This window comes from Cognatishimia activa (assembly GCF_001458335.1).
In the GTDB taxonomy this organism is placed as follows: Bacteria; Pseudomonadota; Alphaproteobacteria; order Rhodobacterales; family Rhodobacteraceae; genus Cognatishimia; species Cognatishimia activa.
On record NZ_CYTO01000024.1, the window covers coordinates 957885 to 973184 of the forward strand.

General features: G+C 54.9%; 14 protein-coding genes. 9 read left to right on the forward strand and 5 right to left on the reverse strand.

Translation table 11 applies throughout. The features are described from left to right. Window positions 1-10 precede the first annotated feature (10 nt). From TA5113_RS15800 to TA5113_RS15820, 5 genes are all read right to left on the reverse strand, one after another. Window positions 11-2905, reverse strand: coding sequence for a formate dehydrogenase subunit alpha (locus tag TA5113_RS15800; RefSeq protein ID WP_058315915.1), 2895 nt, complete (start codon window positions 2903-2905; stop codon window positions 11-13). A 105-nt stretch (window positions 2906-3010) separates the two neighbouring features. Further along, entirely contained in the window at window positions 3011-3205 is a 195-nt protein-coding gene (locus tag TA5113_RS15805) for a twin-arginine translocation signal domain-containing protein (protein WP_058315914.1), read from the reverse strand. Window positions 3206-3254: 49 nt separating this feature from the next. After that, a complete protein-coding gene (locus TA5113_RS15810; protein ID WP_106387487.1) occupies window positions 3255-3860 on the reverse strand; it encodes a TorD/DmsD family molecular chaperone in 606 nt (201 codons plus the stop codon). Between the two features lie 14 nt (window positions 3861-3874). Beyond that, window positions 3875-4531, reverse strand: a complete 657-nt coding sequence (locus tag TA5113_RS15815) for a DUF3306 domain-containing protein (protein WP_058315912.1) — start codon at window positions 4529-4531, stop codon at window positions 3875-3877. After that, window positions 4528-5133, reverse strand: a complete 606-nt coding sequence (locus TA5113_RS15820; RefSeq protein WP_370736452.1) for a DUF3305 domain-containing protein — start codon at window positions 5131-5133, stop codon at window positions 4528-4530. Before TA5113_RS15820 ends, TA5113_RS15815 begins: the two co-directional genes overlap by 4 nt. Window positions 5134-5421: 288 nt before the next feature. Here TA5113_RS15820 and TA5113_RS15825 point away from each other — a divergent pair, with 288 nt between their 5' ends. The 9 genes from TA5113_RS15825 (at window position 5422) to TA5113_RS15865 (ending at window position 15299) form a co-directional block, all read left to right on the forward strand. Then, entirely contained in the window at window positions 5422-7368 is a 1947-nt protein-coding gene (locus tag TA5113_RS15825; protein ID WP_058315911.1) for a 4Fe-4S binding protein, read from the forward strand. Between the two features lie 13 nt (window positions 7369-7381). Further along, window positions 7382-7576: a DUF6494 family protein gene (locus TA5113_RS15830; protein WP_058315910.1), complete on the forward strand. Its 195-nt coding sequence runs from the start codon at window positions 7382-7384 to the stop codon at window positions 7574-7576. Window positions 7577-7579: 3 nt separating this feature from the next. Continuing rightward, window positions 7580-8632, forward strand: coding sequence for an Mrp/NBP35 family ATP-binding protein (locus TA5113_RS15835; protein ID WP_058315909.1), 1053 nt, complete (start codon window positions 7580-7582; stop codon window positions 8630-8632). Continuing rightward, complete coding sequence (locus tag TA5113_RS15840) at window positions 8629-9339, forward strand: biotin/lipoate--protein ligase family protein (RefSeq protein ID WP_058315908.1); 711 nt, start codon at window positions 8629-8631, stop codon at window positions 9337-9339. Before TA5113_RS15835 ends, TA5113_RS15840 begins: the two co-directional genes overlap by 4 nt. After that, on the forward strand, window positions 9339-9818 hold the full coding sequence (locus TA5113_RS15845) for a DUF6505 family protein (protein WP_058315907.1): 480 nt from the start codon (window positions 9339-9341) through the stop codon (window positions 9816-9818). Before TA5113_RS15840 ends, TA5113_RS15845 begins: the two co-directional genes overlap by 1 nt. Window positions 9819-10476: 658 nt before the next feature. Next, on the forward strand, window positions 10477-11424 hold the full coding sequence (locus tag TA5113_RS15850; RefSeq protein ID WP_058315906.1) for a LysR family transcriptional regulator: 948 nt from the start codon (window positions 10477-10479) through the stop codon (window positions 11422-11424). Between the two features lie 209 nt (window positions 11425-11633). Beyond that, window positions 11634-12617 (forward strand): BMP family protein, encoded by a 984-nt coding sequence (locus TA5113_RS15855; protein WP_058315905.1) that lies wholly within the window; start codon window positions 11634-11636, stop codon window positions 12615-12617. Between the two features lie 67 nt (window positions 12618-12684). Next, window positions 12685-14214: an ABC transporter ATP-binding protein gene (locus TA5113_RS15860; protein ID WP_058315904.1), complete on the forward strand. Its 1530-nt coding sequence runs from the start codon at window positions 12685-12687 to the stop codon at window positions 14212-14214. Between the two features lie 32 nt (window positions 14215-14246). Next, window positions 14247-15299, forward strand: a complete 1053-nt coding sequence (locus TA5113_RS15865) for an ABC transporter permease (protein WP_258953935.1) — start codon at window positions 14247-14249, stop codon at window positions 15297-15299. The last annotated feature ends 1 nt before the right edge of the window (window position 15300 follow it).

A 15300-nucleotide genomic window follows, 5' to 3' on the forward strand; every position in this document is an offset into this window, starting at 1 on the left:
TCTTTCCTCCTTACGCGGCCCAGATTTTGCACAGAGTTGTCTTGGTCTCTTGCATCTGGGTTACTGAGTCATAGCCATAGGTCTGCGCAGTATTGGTGCTTTCGCCCAACACATACGGATCGGCGCCGTCAGGATACTTGTGCCGAAGGTCTTCGCCCTGGAAATGGCCACCGAAGTGGAACGGCATGAAAGCAACGCCTTCGCCGACCCGCTCAGTCACCATCGCCATAACTTTGACTTTGCCACCTTCCGGGCCTTCGACCCAGACTTGTTCCCCATCACGCAGGCCAAGATTGTTGGCGTCACGCGGGCTCACTTCAACAAACATGTCCTGCTGAAGCTCGGCCAGCCACGGATTCGATCGGGTTTCATCCCCACCTCCTTCGTATTCGACCAAGCGCCCCGAAGTCAGAATGATCGGATACTCTTTGGAGAAATCATTCTTTTGGATCGAGGCATAGAGCGTCGGCAAACGATAGTCGTGACGGTCCTCATAGGTCGGATAATCCGCAACGAGATCACGACGCGGCGTATATAGCGGCTCGCGGTGCAGCGGGATTGGATCTGGGAAGGTCCAAACCACAGCTCGGGCCTTGGCGTTACCAAAGGGTGCACATTCGTGCTTAATAGCGACCCTTTGTATGCCACCCGAAAGGTCGGTTTTCCAGTTGGTCTTCGGACCAGCTACGGCCTCGATCGAGGCACGTTCCTCATCCGTAAGATCACCATCCCAACCAAGATCCATCAGCATCTGCATCGTGAACTCCGGATATCCGTCCTGGATCTCAGAGTTTTTCGAATAGACGCCTTCGGCGAGCAGGTTGTCACCATCGCGTTCGACGCCAAAACGGGCGCGGAACGTCAGGCCGCCTTCGGACACGGGTTTGGACATGTCATAAAGGTTCGGCGTTCCGGGGTGACCCATCTCCGCCGTTCCCCAGCACGGCCATGGCAGGCCGTAATAGTCACCATCGGCTGGACCACCCACAGCTTTCAGGGTGGTGCGGTCGAATGTGTGCTGGTTTTCCATGTGCAGCTTGATCCGTTCAGGACTTTGACCTGTATAACCGATCGTCCAAAGACCACTGTTGAATTCACGCGTGATGCTTTCAACATTGGGGGTGACATCGTCTTCCATCTCGATGTTGCGGAAAAAGCGATCCGACCAACCGAATTTCTTGGCAAACATCCCCATGATGACATGGTCTGGCTTGCTTTCGAACAATGGATCGACGACCTTTTCTCGCCATTGAAGCGAACGGTTCGAAGCCGTGACAGAACCATGAGTTTCGAACTGCGTCGCAGCCGGAAGCAAATACACGCCGTCGGTACGATCATGCAGAACAGCCGAAACAGTTGGATAGGGATCGATCACGACCAGCATATCCAGCATCTCCATGGCAGTCTTCATTTCTGCCTGACGGGTTTGCGAGTTCGGTGCGTGTCCCCACAGAACCATGGCGCGTACCTTGTTGGGATTGTCCATGTTCTCTGGATCTTCCAGAACGCCGTCGATCCAGCGACTGACAGGGATCCCTTTTAGGTTCTGCAGGCTCTTTTCCTTGCCGTCTGCGCCGGTCACTTTGGCAAATTGACCGGCCAGCCAATCGCCATCTTCGCCCCATACACGTGCCCAGTGGGCCCATGCACCACCCGAAAGACCGTAATAGCCCGGCAGGGTGTGGCTGAGAACGCCAAGGTCGGTTGCGCCTTGCACATTGTCGTGGCCGCGGAAGATGTTGGTTCCGCCACCCTCGGTGCCCATGTTCCCCAGAGCGAGCTGAAGGACGCAGTAGGCGCGGGTGTTGTTGTTGCCGTTGGTGTGCTGCGTGCCACCCATACACCAAATCACGGTGCCGGGGCGGTTATTGGCCAGCGTATGCGCCACGCGGCGAAGCTGTTTACCGGGGGTGCCGGTCACGCGCTCGACTTCTTCAGGCGTCCACTTTTTCACTTCATCACGGATCTGGTCCATGCCCCATACACGGGTGCGAATGAACTCTTTGTCTTCCCAACCGTTTTCGAAGATGTGCCACAAAATACCCCAGACCAGGGCGACGTCCGTACCTGGACGGAAGCGAACATATTCATCAGCATGGGCGGCCGTGCGCGTAAAGCGCGGGTCGCAGACGATCAGCGGAGCGTTGTTTTCTTCTTTGGCTTTTAACACGTGCAGAAGCGACACAGGGTGTGCCTCAGCCGGGTTGCCGCCAATAATGAAGATCGCGCGGCTGTTGTGAATGTCGTTGTAGCTGTTGGTCATGGCGCCATAGCCCCATGTGTTCGCCACACCGGCAACAGTCGTGGAGTGACAGATACGCGCTTGGTGATCCACGTTGTTCGTGCCCCAATAGGCCGCAAACTTTCGGAACAGATATGCCTGTTCATTCGAGTGTTTTGCCGAACCCAACCAATAAACGCTATCTGGTCCGCTTTCTTCGCGAATGTTCATCATGCCGTCGCCGATCTCGTTGATCGCTTGCTCCCAGCTGATGCGTTTCCACTCGCCACCCTCTTTCTTCATCGGATACTTCAAGCGGCGTTCGCCATGTGCGTGTTCGCGTACTGACGCGCCTTTTGCACAATGAGCTCCAAGGTTGAAGGGGCTGTCATAACCGGGTTCCTGACCGGTCCAGACACCATTTTGAACTTCGGCTACAACGGTGCACCCGACCGAGCAGTGCGTGCAGACCGATTTCAAGGTCTCGACTGCGCCGTCAGCAGCCGTAGCAGCTGTAGCTTGCGTCACCGTTCCTCCGGTGGCGCTGATTGCGGCAAGACCACCAATGGCCAGGCCGCTGCCACGCAGAAATGCGCGGCGGTCGACAGATTTCTCTGCGACATCGGAAAGGATACTTGTCCGCTGGGGGCGTCTCGCAACCCCGTTGGTCTTTTTCCTCAACATGTTAACCTCCCTTGCTACCCCACTGGGGCTGGCTGGGTTGATGTGTAACCTTCGGCAGTCGGGCCAATCGCAACCAGTCGTCGAAGGAGCGGATCACTTGGCCTGTCAGAAACGGGCCGACGCGAAATAGGCGCGGGTCTGCGCCGTGTCCTGCAATTTGGTCGACTGCAGGTCAGGCTCGGCGGCTGCTTCAGCCTCTTGCCCGCTAGCCATGACGGTGACTGCAGCCGCAGGGGCTGCTGTTCCGGCCAATTTCAGAAAGTCGCGGCGGCTTTTCGCTTCCTTGTCCTTCTGGGTCATGAGAGTTCCTCCTCTCTGTTGGTGGCGGTTGCCCGCCGGGTCTTGCGGATCACTCCGCGCTCATCCGAAAGCCCTCGGCCTCGATCTCCATGAACACGCGGCCAACCTGACCGACAGCGGCATAGAGAACCGAGTTTTTTGCAGCTTCCAAATCTGTGAAAAAGTGACCCGCCCACGGGCCGATATGGGTGTTGAAGAATGCTTTCTGGTCGGCAACATCACGCGCCTGCCCAAAGCGGCCCACGATCATCGCGCCCATCATTTCCATCAGCGACGCGATGTTGTCTTCCGGTTCATAGATGTTTTCGGCACGTGTTAGCCCACGCGCTGCCATGTCCTGACGGAGCTTCGCTAGGGGTTTTTCATTTAGAAAACCGGTTAGATAATAGCTGGCATAGGGCAATAACTCGCCCCGACCCAAGCCGATAAACAGCTTGTTGAATTCACTCTCAACACCCTCAGCTTTTGACAATTTGGCGATCTTCGCCAGCGCATTTATCGCCACACCCAATGGCGTGTCATCGCCGGTAAGCCCTGCCGTCATCGTTAAGGTGTCGGCGTTGGCGGGTGCCGACAGAAGAAGTCCAAGATAGTTGTAGAGGTCCGCGCGTAGACGATCTTCTTCAGTCACACGGATGTCTTCAGCTGCACTCATATTCATTTCCTTACTCATGCGCGCCCGGCGTCTTTGCGCGCGCCCTCTGGTGTCTCAAATGCAAAGCGCATTCGGCGTGAGGGCACGAACGCGTCAGGGTCGTCTGCAATATCAATGGATTGGGGCAAGTCACCGGTATCTATTGTGGCTTCGGCGACAAGCACTGGTGACTTATCTTCGATGTCTTGTATGTCGGTTTCTGTTTCGGGGGCGGATCGTTCCGGAACGGGGTCATCTTCTAAGGTGTCGATGTCATTGGCTGCGGCAGCTTCTTCCGCGCGGCGCGCCAGTTCGAGCACGTGTTCGGTCATTCCCTTACCAACCTGATAGGCGGTCTGCAGGTTCTCGACCACGCAATTGGCGTCGGTGAAATCATCACCGTAGTCGACCAATCCGTCGACATTGGCCAAAATCGGATTCAAACGCCACAAACGGCGCAAAGCACGCGTGCGAATGCGGGCGGGAACCGCTTCACTGAGGAACGCTTTGAAATCGTCACCTTCTTCAAGAGTGTCAGGGTCGGGTAAATCGAGCTCAGCCAGAATGTCTTCGTCTGTACGTTCAGCCATTGAGGCTTCACGTTCGGCTTGTGCTTCGGCCTCAGCAAGGCGCGTTGTTTCTTGGTCTTCAGCCAGAACAGCAGCTTTACGACGGGCCCAGAAATCGCTCATTGCAAACGCTCCTTCTTGGCTTGAACAGGCGAGCGGTACACATCGGCCAATTGCGAGATCCGAGCATCCCCGATCCCATCTTCCACAAGCCCAATGTCCTTCTTGTCACGCTTGCGTTTCTTGAACACTTCTTCGCGGTGATGAGCGTCAACGAAATCACTGACCCACATCCGAACGCTTGGCGGCATGGCGATCTTTTCGACGATATCCTCGCCATTATCCGCGTAATCTTGCGCCTCGTAGGGCGAGGCGGTCAGCAGCACCACATCCAAAGGACGGGACTCATCGCCGGTTTCGCGCAGGACTGTGTAAAGGGATGGGGTCACGGCATTCAGTCCGTGCAGATAGGCTTCGGTATCCGCGCCGTGCAGTTCCAGCGTTGGGGTGGCGACATGATAAAATGTCATTTCGCCCTCTTGGCGCAAAACCCGCCAATCTGCTTGGCCTGCACCAGGCAAGACATCCACAACCTTCCAAACCCAAACAGCCCAACGGGTCACACCCGGCATGCGCCGCATGACGACGCCAACTGGCATCATGTCAAATCTGTTCGGATCATGGATCATGATCTGAATGTCCTCCCTCACAATACCCTGCTGCATGCTTGACCACCCGCAAACGTCTATTTGCGGCGTGACGGCCATTCAGGACAAATTGTCGACGCTCTGGCGAGCGGGAGGACTGCATGGGTCGAATTGTCTATTCCGACCAAATTAATCGGATTTTTTGAATACGTCCCAAACAGCGAATCATTGTCGAATTTTCGACGTCTGAGGTCGGGCCTACATCGAAAAAAACCAGTTTACGCCCGTTCGAAATCATGGCTAGTTGAACCCCGGTCGACGCCCCAAAAAGGGGCTAAATTGCTCGACAGTAACGCGGGGAGAAACATGTCTAAGACACTGATTTTATGCGATTGTTCCGGAAGTCAATCCATAGATTCCACCGCGCTTTCGGATGCGACCGGCGCACCGGTTTCAAAGCTACATAGCAACCTTTGCACCACACAGATCGAACAGGCCGCTGCTGCCATTTCTGGGGGAGACGCAATTATTTGTTGCGCCCAAGAACGGCGATTTTTTGAAGCATTGGCGGACGAAATTGATGCCCCTGCTCCGCCCGTTCTCGATCTGCGCGACCGGGCCGGATGGTCCAGTGATCCGGCCTCCAAACTACCCAAAATGGCCGCGCTTGTGGCGGAGGCTTCGTTGTCAGCCCCAACGGAAAAAGTGGTGGATATTCGGTCCGAGGGGCTGTGCCTAGTCATCGGATCTGAGTCTGTCGCGATCCCTGCAGCTGAGGCTTTGAAGGACCATCTTGGGGTAACTGTTTTGCTGACGGACGGCGCAGATCTGCCGGTCACGCGCGCCTATGACGCAATACGTGGGCGTCTTAAGACAGCCAAAGGTGCTTTGGGGCAATTCAGTGTCCAGATCGACGCGCTTGAAAAGCTAGAGCCTGGAGGACGAGGTGCCCCCCGCTTGACTGCGCCACGCGATGGTGGGTCGTCAGAATGTGATATCATTTTAGACCTGACTGGCGACGTGGCCCTGTTCCCTGCCCCGGAAAAACGCGAAGGTTATCTGTGCGCCGATCCCGCTCATGCGCCGTCGGTTGCCGAGGCCGTTATGAAAGCCTCTCATCTGGTCGGGACTTTCGAAAAACCCCTTTATATTAAATCAGAGCCAGCTCTTTGCGCCCATTCTCGCGCAAGCCAATCTGGCTGCTCACGTTGTCTAAACGCGTGTCCGACAGGAGCCATCCAACCCAACGGGGATCACGTTGTGATCGATCCAATGATCTGCGCCGGGTGCGGCGCATGTTCGTCGCTTTGCCCATCAGGGGCGATCAGCTATGATGCACCGCCTGTTGATCTGACCATCCGGCGCGCGCAGACACTGGCCCGCGCCTATCTGGAAGCCGGCGGCGAAACGCCACGTCTTCTCGTGGTGAACGATCATGGGTCCGAGATGATACGACTGTCTGCTCGGTTTGGGCGCGGTCTTCCTGCTGATGTCATTCCGCTGGAAATCCCTGCCCTTGCTGCATTTGGCCATGCCGAGATGCTGACCGCATCTGCCGCCGGGTTTGCCGATGTTACCCTTCTTATGGCCCCTGGCGTAGATGCAGACATCATCGCCCACGAGGCCAGTTTGGCACGCGCCATGGGTGCCAAGGTAACACTGTTGGACACCAGCGACCCTGATGTCATGTCAGACGCACTCTATGACTCCCAAGCCCCGGCCTCCATCGCCGCTCCCATACGCCCCGTCGGCAGCCGTCGCCAAGTCACACGACAAGCCGCCATCGCCCTGAACCCCGACGCCGAGAACTTACCGTTGCCGGATGGAGCCCCCTATGGCGCGACGGTGGTCGATACAGACGCCTGCACGCTCTGCTTGTCCTGTGTATCGCTTTGCCCGTCTGGCGCATTGGGTGACAATCCAGACCTGCCGCAACTGCGTTTTCAGGAAGACGCTTGTTTGCAATGCGGCATCTGCGTCTCGACCTGCCCAGAGAATGCAATCACGCTGACCCCACAGATGAACCTCACCCCAGCCGCGCTGGATCAGCAGGTGCTACACGAAGAAGAGCCGTTTGCCTGTATCGAATGCGGCGCGCTGTTCGGTGTGAAATCGACCATCGAGAAGATTTCTGAGAAGCTGGCGGGGAAGCATGCGATGTTCGCCAACTCGGAAGCCGCAAAGATGATCCAGATGTGTGACAATTGCCGCGTGAACGCTCAATATCACGCGAAAAACAATCCATTTGAAGGGGGCGAACGGCCCCGCCCGCGCACCACGGAAGACTATCTGTCTAAACGGCGCGATCACTGACACAGGAGCCCCCATGAGCGATGATTTCAATATGTCCATGCGCAAATTTTTGAAACAGGTTGGCGTAACCTCGCAACAAGCGATCGAAGACGCATTACGGGCAGCCCCCGTTACAGAAGGCAAAAGCTTTAAGGCCCGCGCGGTCATCACCATCGACGAACTGGGAATGACCCACGAAGTCGAAGGCGACATCAAGGCACAGGAGTAAACCTTGACCCGAGAACAGGTTCTAGATGCACTTAAAGGCGTGAATGATCCCGCTGGTGGCAATATCGTATCTTCGGGCACGATGAGAGCACTGAATGTAGATGGCACTTCGGTCAGATTTGTGTTGGAAATCGACCCGAAGCGCGCACAAAGTTATGAGGCCGTAAAATCACAAGCCGAGAGCGCTTTGGCCGCTATCGGTGCTTCCGCAAATATTGTCATGACAGCGCATAGCACCCCGGCAGCGCCGCCTGATCTTAAACCAAAATCTGCTGCTGCCCCTAAGGGGCCGGAGAAAATTCCTGGCGTGGATCGTATTCTGGCTGTGGCGTCTGGCAAGGGCGGCGTTGGAAAGTCGACCGTTTCCGCCAACCTAGCCTGTGCTTTGGCCGCAGAAGGTCGGCGTGTAGGGCTGCTTGATGCAGATGTTTATGGCCCATCTCAACCGCGTATGCTTGGCGTTTCAGGGCGCCCTTCAAGCCCGGATGGCAAAACGATACTGCCGCTGCGCAATCACGGGGTCACGATGATGTCCATCGGCCTCATGACAAATGATGATCAGGCCGTGGTGTGGCGCGGACCAATGCTTATGGGTGCGCTACAGCAAATGATGACGCAGGTGCAGTGGGGCGCTTTAGACGTCCTAATTGTCGACCTTCCGCCGGGCACTGGAGACGTGCAAATGACACTTGCTCAAAAGGCTCCGGTGGACGGGGCCGTGATCGTATCGACGCCACAAGACATCGCCCTACTGGATGCGCGCAAGGGGATCGACATGTTTAAACAAATGAACGTGCCCATCCATGGTATGATCGAAAACATGTCAACGCATATTTGCTCAAATTGCGGTCACGTAGAACACACATTTGGTCATGGCGGCGTTGCTGCCGAAGCCGAGAAATTGGGCGTACCGCTTCTCGCTGAAATCCCGCTGGATCTACAGATCCGCATGGCCGCTGATGGGGGCGCACCGATTGTGACCAGTCAACCCGACAGCCCGCAGACCGAAGCCTTCCGTAAAGTAGCGCGTGCACTGATCGACGGGGGCAATGCATGAGCGATCAGGTGGTTTTTCCTCCTTTGATGTCGGGCCACGAGGTGACAGGCCCAAACGACGCGTTCGCCACAGCACAAGCCAAGGCCGCGATGGGCTGTGATGCAGGATTGATAGTCTATAATCTGGGTGCCAATAGCCTGTCCGCGGCTTTGGTCCTTACACCTGAAGTCCCATTGTCGCGCGCCATGACAATGCTTCCCACCTGTGCGATCGGGTTTCAGAATGCCCTTGGTGCACTCGCCCCACCGGAGGTTGCGGTGCATTTGGAATGGGGCGGCGGCATCCGAATAAACGGCGCGCGATGTGGTATGTTTCGCGTGGCTGCTTCAAACAGAGAATTGGACCAAATATCCGACTGGCTGGTGGTCGGATTCACTTTACCACTCTGGCCAGACAACAACCGCCCGGGAGACACACCCGATGAAACAGCACTCTATGCCGAGGGTTGCGTTGACGTTGAGGCTCCGCGCCTCGTGGAGGCTTGGGCGCGCCACACGCTGAACTGGATCAACCGTTGGGAACAGGATGGCCCGCGCCCATTGCACGAAGAATGGCGCGGGTTGGCCCATGCTATGGGCGAGGATATCATCCAAGACGGTTTGACAGGCATTTTCATGGGCGTAGACGAAGACTTTGGCATGCTTTTGCGAGATCGCGATGAAACAACCCATCTCATTCCTCTGACCACACTACTGGAGACTCGCTGATGAAACTTGCGATTGCCACACATCTGGATGATAGCGACACTCGGGTCTTCTCCAAACATGCTCGGACCGGAGAATGGTGCATTGCGGGCGGGTTTGAGTTCTCGAACTGGGCCGAGGGCGATCTGGTCGGCAAAGCAAGGCAAGCCTTTTCAAATGGTTGGTTCGGTATCGAGACAGGCGGGCGCGTTACATTTGTGGCGGTCACAACTGTCACGACGGCAGAAGTTCAGCGGCTGACCGACCAGCTTGCACAGCACTTCGTCACCTACTACGGCGCGCCTGATGTGGAGGCCGCCCGTCCGGTCGCGGCTGAAGAGATCACCCAAATGGCCGAACTCTGCGAAGAACATACCGATGGCACTCTACTTACTCTTTCACGTGACCTAACAGAGACCGGCGTACGCGAAAGCTACCGCGCCATTGAATCTCACAAAGCCGATCTGGACCAATTTGCCGTACATGGCTCTTTGGATGATTGATCAGAGGGCCGCAGGAAACCATCGATTGAACTAATCCAGCGGGTCGTCGCAAAAAAGGGTCGGGCTTTCCCAAGAAACGGTATTTCTTACGTCAACTTATCGACATCCAGCGCGACGTTTGGGGTAGCACGGCCGGTCAAATTGAGATTTTCAGCCCAGACAGACCGATAATCACCACCAACTGATCGCGCGGAATATCCACATTGATGGACTTCAAATTATGCTCGCTTGCGCCGCGCACCTCGATGTTTTTCAGCTCAACCCTCAGGGCCCCAAAATACAGCCCCTTGCACAAAGCTCAGCGGGGATGAGTCTCCAATATCAAAAAGTGAACATTTAAAGATTTGGGACAGAAGGTAACTCCCGTGAACAAAAAGGATTCTCAAGGTAAATATTGCGAAAACGGATAAGTCCGGCGATTAGGTGCCAAAAAATTTCATGATGGATGTCTGCTACGCGGACTTTGCAGCCGTACCACACAGGTAAATCAACGTCAGATAACCAAACCTAAGCTGCCATTCCCTTGTAGGACCAGAATAAGCGCTCTTAGCCTGAATCGGAAATGGGTTTCGCAGAGACATTCAAATAAATCTCGTTGTCAAACGCTGTGCGGTGCTTAAGCTTGACAGCCTTGGGCCAGTATATTGAACCTGCCTCTATGATAAAGTTTGAAAACTTCACCACGCATCAATTGCGAGTCCTAGCTCATCTTCTGTCGAGCAAGAACGTAACGGCGACCTCGCATTTCTTTGATACCTCTCAACCAGCAGTCAGTCGTTTACTTGCAGAAATGCGCCAGAAATTCGGAGATGCCTTGCTTGTTCGAGGTGGTGACGGGATGGTTGTTACCGACCGCGGCAAACTCGTTCTGGCAGAAGTGGAGAATATCCTAGACCGGTTGAGTGAGTTGGTGCAGCCTGAGAGTAGCTTTGCGCCGGAAAAGTCAGATCAAACCTTTTCCTTAGGTTTCACAGACAGCAACATGGTAACTCTTGTTCCACCGCTTGTTGTAGCCATCAAGCGGGCGGGTCCAAACTTGCGTACGCATATACGTGCGATCGAACCTGAGTTTGATGTCGTCAATGCATTGGCCAGCCGAACCATGGACGTGGTGGTCGACTGTGTGAGCGAATTCACTCGGGGTACGTATGACACATTGCGGTTTATGCCATTGGGAATGGATGATGTCGTTCTGTTGGTTCGTGAAGGGCATAGTATCGTTGATCGACCGCCGCGGACTGCGGAAGAGTATCTTAGTCTCAAGCACGTTGCGCCATATCCAATTTCAAGAGCTGACAAAGGACCAATCGATGGTGCCTTGGTCGCGCAAAAGATTCCAAGACAGACGCAGTGCCTTATCCCCGAATACAATCTCATCCCTCAAGTTCTCACGGGATCGAATCTGGTTTTTACAACATGCCGCCAGTTTGCCGAGCATTTTTCGACAACTATGCCGCTTGAGGTTGTTCCGGCGCCGGATTTCTTTCCGCCGATGGAATTTAGGTTGCTTTGGCATGAAGCCACTCATCGTGGTCCATCGGCCGTCTGGCTGAGAAAACAGATTCAAAGTGCAGCGAAACTAAGCGGCCTGCCGGAATCCGTGTGAATTTCAGCTTATAAAATAAGCGAAATGATTATGCCTGAAGCCATATCAAATTCGATATGACTCAAATACTGCTGCGGTCATTGATCAAATCCAAACCGGTTGGCTAGCATTTACAAATCGCAATCGAACGAAACGTCTCGGCTGCTATCATGAAACCGCGGATGGCTGGGGACTCTCAATTATCCGCAATATCCGAAAGGGGCTCTTTCATGTCCTACTTTAAGACCTCAAAAGTCATGCTTTCCACCGCGGCGGCCCTTATGCTTGGCACGGCCTCTACGGCTAATGCCGAAACCACTGTGGCGCTGGTCTTGCCAGGTTCAATCGCTGATGGCGGGTGGAACGCTGGCGCCTATCAGGGGCTGCAAGCACTAAAAGCTGACGGTTTCGACGTGGCTTTCTCAGAGAACGTTAGCCAAGCTGATATTCCGGCGGTTGTTCAAGGTTACGCCGACGATGGTTACGATCTTGTGATTGGCCACGGTTATCAGTTCGGAAGCCTGTTTGCGGAGATATCCGAAGAATACCCGGAGCAAGCATTTTTTGCGACGACATCTGCGCCTGGCAATACCGAGATCCCGAGCAATGCTTTGTATGTAGAATTCCGTTATACGGATGCGGCCTATGGTATGGGCGCACTTGCAGCGCTGATGTCTGACGGTAAAGCCGTTGGCGTCGTTGGCGGTGGGGACAACCCGACCACTCAAGGTATGGCCAAAGCATTTGTAGAGGCTGCTGAAGCAACCAAAGATGGCTTAAAAGGCTATGCGATTGTGACAGGCGATTACAATGACGCTGCCAAGGGTCGTGAAGCAGCCTCAACCATGATCGGCAACGGTGCTGACGTTATCTGGCACACCGCTGACATCACGGGCATCGGCGCGATCGAGGGTGCTTCGTCACAGGGCGCGAAAGTTATCGGCATGTTCGCCGAACAAACCGAGCTGGCTCCGAGCGAAATGGGCACCAGCCTTTCTGCGAACAACGCGGGTTTGGTGCAGGAAGTGGCCAAAATGGTTGCTGATGGCAGCTTTGAAGGTGGTGGAATGTGGGAACCTGCACTCGGGTTCTCTTGGCTGCCGCTCTACGGCGACACCACCTACAATACGGACCTGATTAGCGAAGACACATGGGCAAAGTTCCTTGAGATCTGGGCCAAAGTCGATAGCGGTGAAATTGAACCGGCGTCCTAATTTGCTCAACTGATCTAACAAAAGATGGGTGAGGAAGCTCCTCCCCCTGGTTCTCCCCGGAAGTGCTATGACCAACGCCATTACTCTCCTGCGCATGCAAAAAATCACCAAGCGCTTTGGCGCTTCGGTGCTGGCAAATGACAAAATTGACTTTGACTTACATGCGGGCGAGGTCGTGGCACTTCTCGGAGAAAACGGAGCGGGCAAATCCACTCTAATGAATATCCTCTACGGGCTATACGAACCCACCGAAGGAAAAATAGAATTTAGCGGGGTTCAAACATCATTCCGCGATCCAGCGCAGGCCATCGAACACGGTATTGGCATGATCCACCAAGAGTTCATGTTGGTGGAACCTTTCACAGTCGCTGAGAACCTATTGATGGGTACGACAACGTTGCCCGCAGGTGCCGAAAATCTGAATACGGCACGCCAATTGATCCGTGAAATCTCTACGGAATATGGCCTGCAAGTCGACCCAGATGCCCGCATTGAAGATCTATCCGTGGGGCAACGTCAACGGGTGGAAATCCTGAAGTTGCTGTTTCGCCATGCAAAACTTCTAATCTTAGATGAACCGACAGCGGTTCTGACACCCCAAGAAACTGACGCCTTGTTTGAGGTACTCAATCGTTTGCGGTCAAACGGCCACGCAATCGTCATCGTCACACACAAGATGCATGAAGTGATGGCCATCTCAGACCGTGTTGCCGTTATGCGCGCAGGCCAGATGGTCGCGACCGTAAATACATCAGAGAGCACCGAGGCGGAGCTAGTACGCCTGATGGTCGGGCGCGATTTGGACCTATCGGTTGACCGCACAGAACCCAAAGGACGCAAACGCGCTCTAGAGTTGGTGCAGCTGCAGGTCGAAGCGCGCGTTGGCGCGAAGGCGACGCCGCCAGTGGCCCTTGTTTTGCGCCATGGTGAAGTGCTGGGCATCGCCGGTGTAGACGGCAATGGACAGACTGAACTCATCGAAACAATATTTGGCTTGAAAGAAGCTCAAAGTGGGTCAATTACTCTCGAGGGTCGCGAAATAACAAACCTCACCACCGTCGAACGGCGTGCGGCTGGAATCGGCTATGTCCCGCCGGATCGGCGCGGAGTCGGTGCGTTGGTAACACTGTCGATCGAAGACAATGTGATCCTGGGTGCCTCCAAAGAATTTACGCAATTTGGCCTTCTAAATAGGTCGCTTGCTCGTATTGCAGCTGACAATGTTATTGATCGTTTTGGCGTAAAGACTCCGGACGCAGAATTTATTTCCGGCAATCTGTCCGGAGGCAATCTGCAGAAACTGGTCTTGGGACGTGAGGTCTCACGCGACCCCAAAGTGCTGCTGATCGAACAACCAACGCGCGGGCTGGATGTTGGAGCCATTGAATTGGTTTGGGGCGAGATCATCGAGCAGCGCAACCAAGGTGCTGCTGTCTTGCTGGCCTCTACCGAGCTCGAAGAAATCCTGGCTCTTTCGGATCGCATCGCGGTGATGTTCGAAGGTGAAATTATGGGCATCGTTCCTCGTGACAAGGCAACAACACCGATCTTGGGTGCAATGATGGCTGGGCGCCAATTGGACGAGGTGGCGGTATGAGGTTTTCCTTAGAAAAAAGAGATACGCCTCTCGTGAGTGGTTGGTCGATTGTCGCGATGTCCGTGCTGGCCGTGCTGATCGGTATGGCTTTGGGCGGGATATTATTTTTGCCATTTGAGGCGAGCCCATGGGAGGGCTACCAATCCTTGATCGGCAACGCGTTCTTTTCGAAACGGGGCTTTGGCTACACATTGGTGACGGCGACGCCGCTGATGATGGTGGGCTTCGGAACGATTGTCGCCTGGCGCTGTGGATTTATTTTTCTTGGGTTCGAAGGGTGCCTGTTGATCGGTGCAATGGGCGGTACAATGGTGGGCCTTGGAGCACTTGAAGGCGGCATACTAAGTAGCACGGCGCCAGCGCTTGTGATCGCGATTGCCCTGGCTTGGGGCGCAACGCTTGGTGCACTATGGGCCGGTCTGGTTGGTGAGCTGAAGATACGCTTTGGTGGCAATGAAGTTCTGATCGCACTGATGATGAACTTTTTAGCGATCTACCTTGTCCAATACCTTGTCGCCGGGCCTTGGCGTGTTGTCGGCGATATGCCTCAGACCGAGAGGCTCCCGAAAGACCTATGGCTTCCCTACATCGTTAGCGGAACGCGTCTGCACGCAGGTTTTCTGGTCGCGATTGCTTCCGGTGTCGTGATCTGGGTGGTCATGGCCAAATCCAGAGCGGGGTTTGAAATGATCGCCAGCGGTTTGAATCCACGTTCGGCGCGCTACGGCGGCATCCAAGTTGCCATACGCCAACGACAGGCCGCTTTGATTGCAGGTGGATTGGCCGGTTTGGCTGGCGCGATCACCATTTACGGTGTGCATCACCGGTTACTTGATGGTCTTTCAGATGGAACAGGTTTTGTAGGAATCGTAACGGCGCTTCTGGGGCGGATGTCGATTCCTGGCACAGCAATCGCCTCTGTTCTTTATGGCGGCTTATCGGTCGGCGGAGACGCCATGCAGCGCCAGACTGGTTTGCCCTCGTCCATTGTTCTTATCGTACAGGCCAGCATCGTGTTGCTGCTATTGGCGACCGAGGTATTGCGCACTCATCGCATTGTTTTCTCTCGCAAAAAGAAGATCTGAA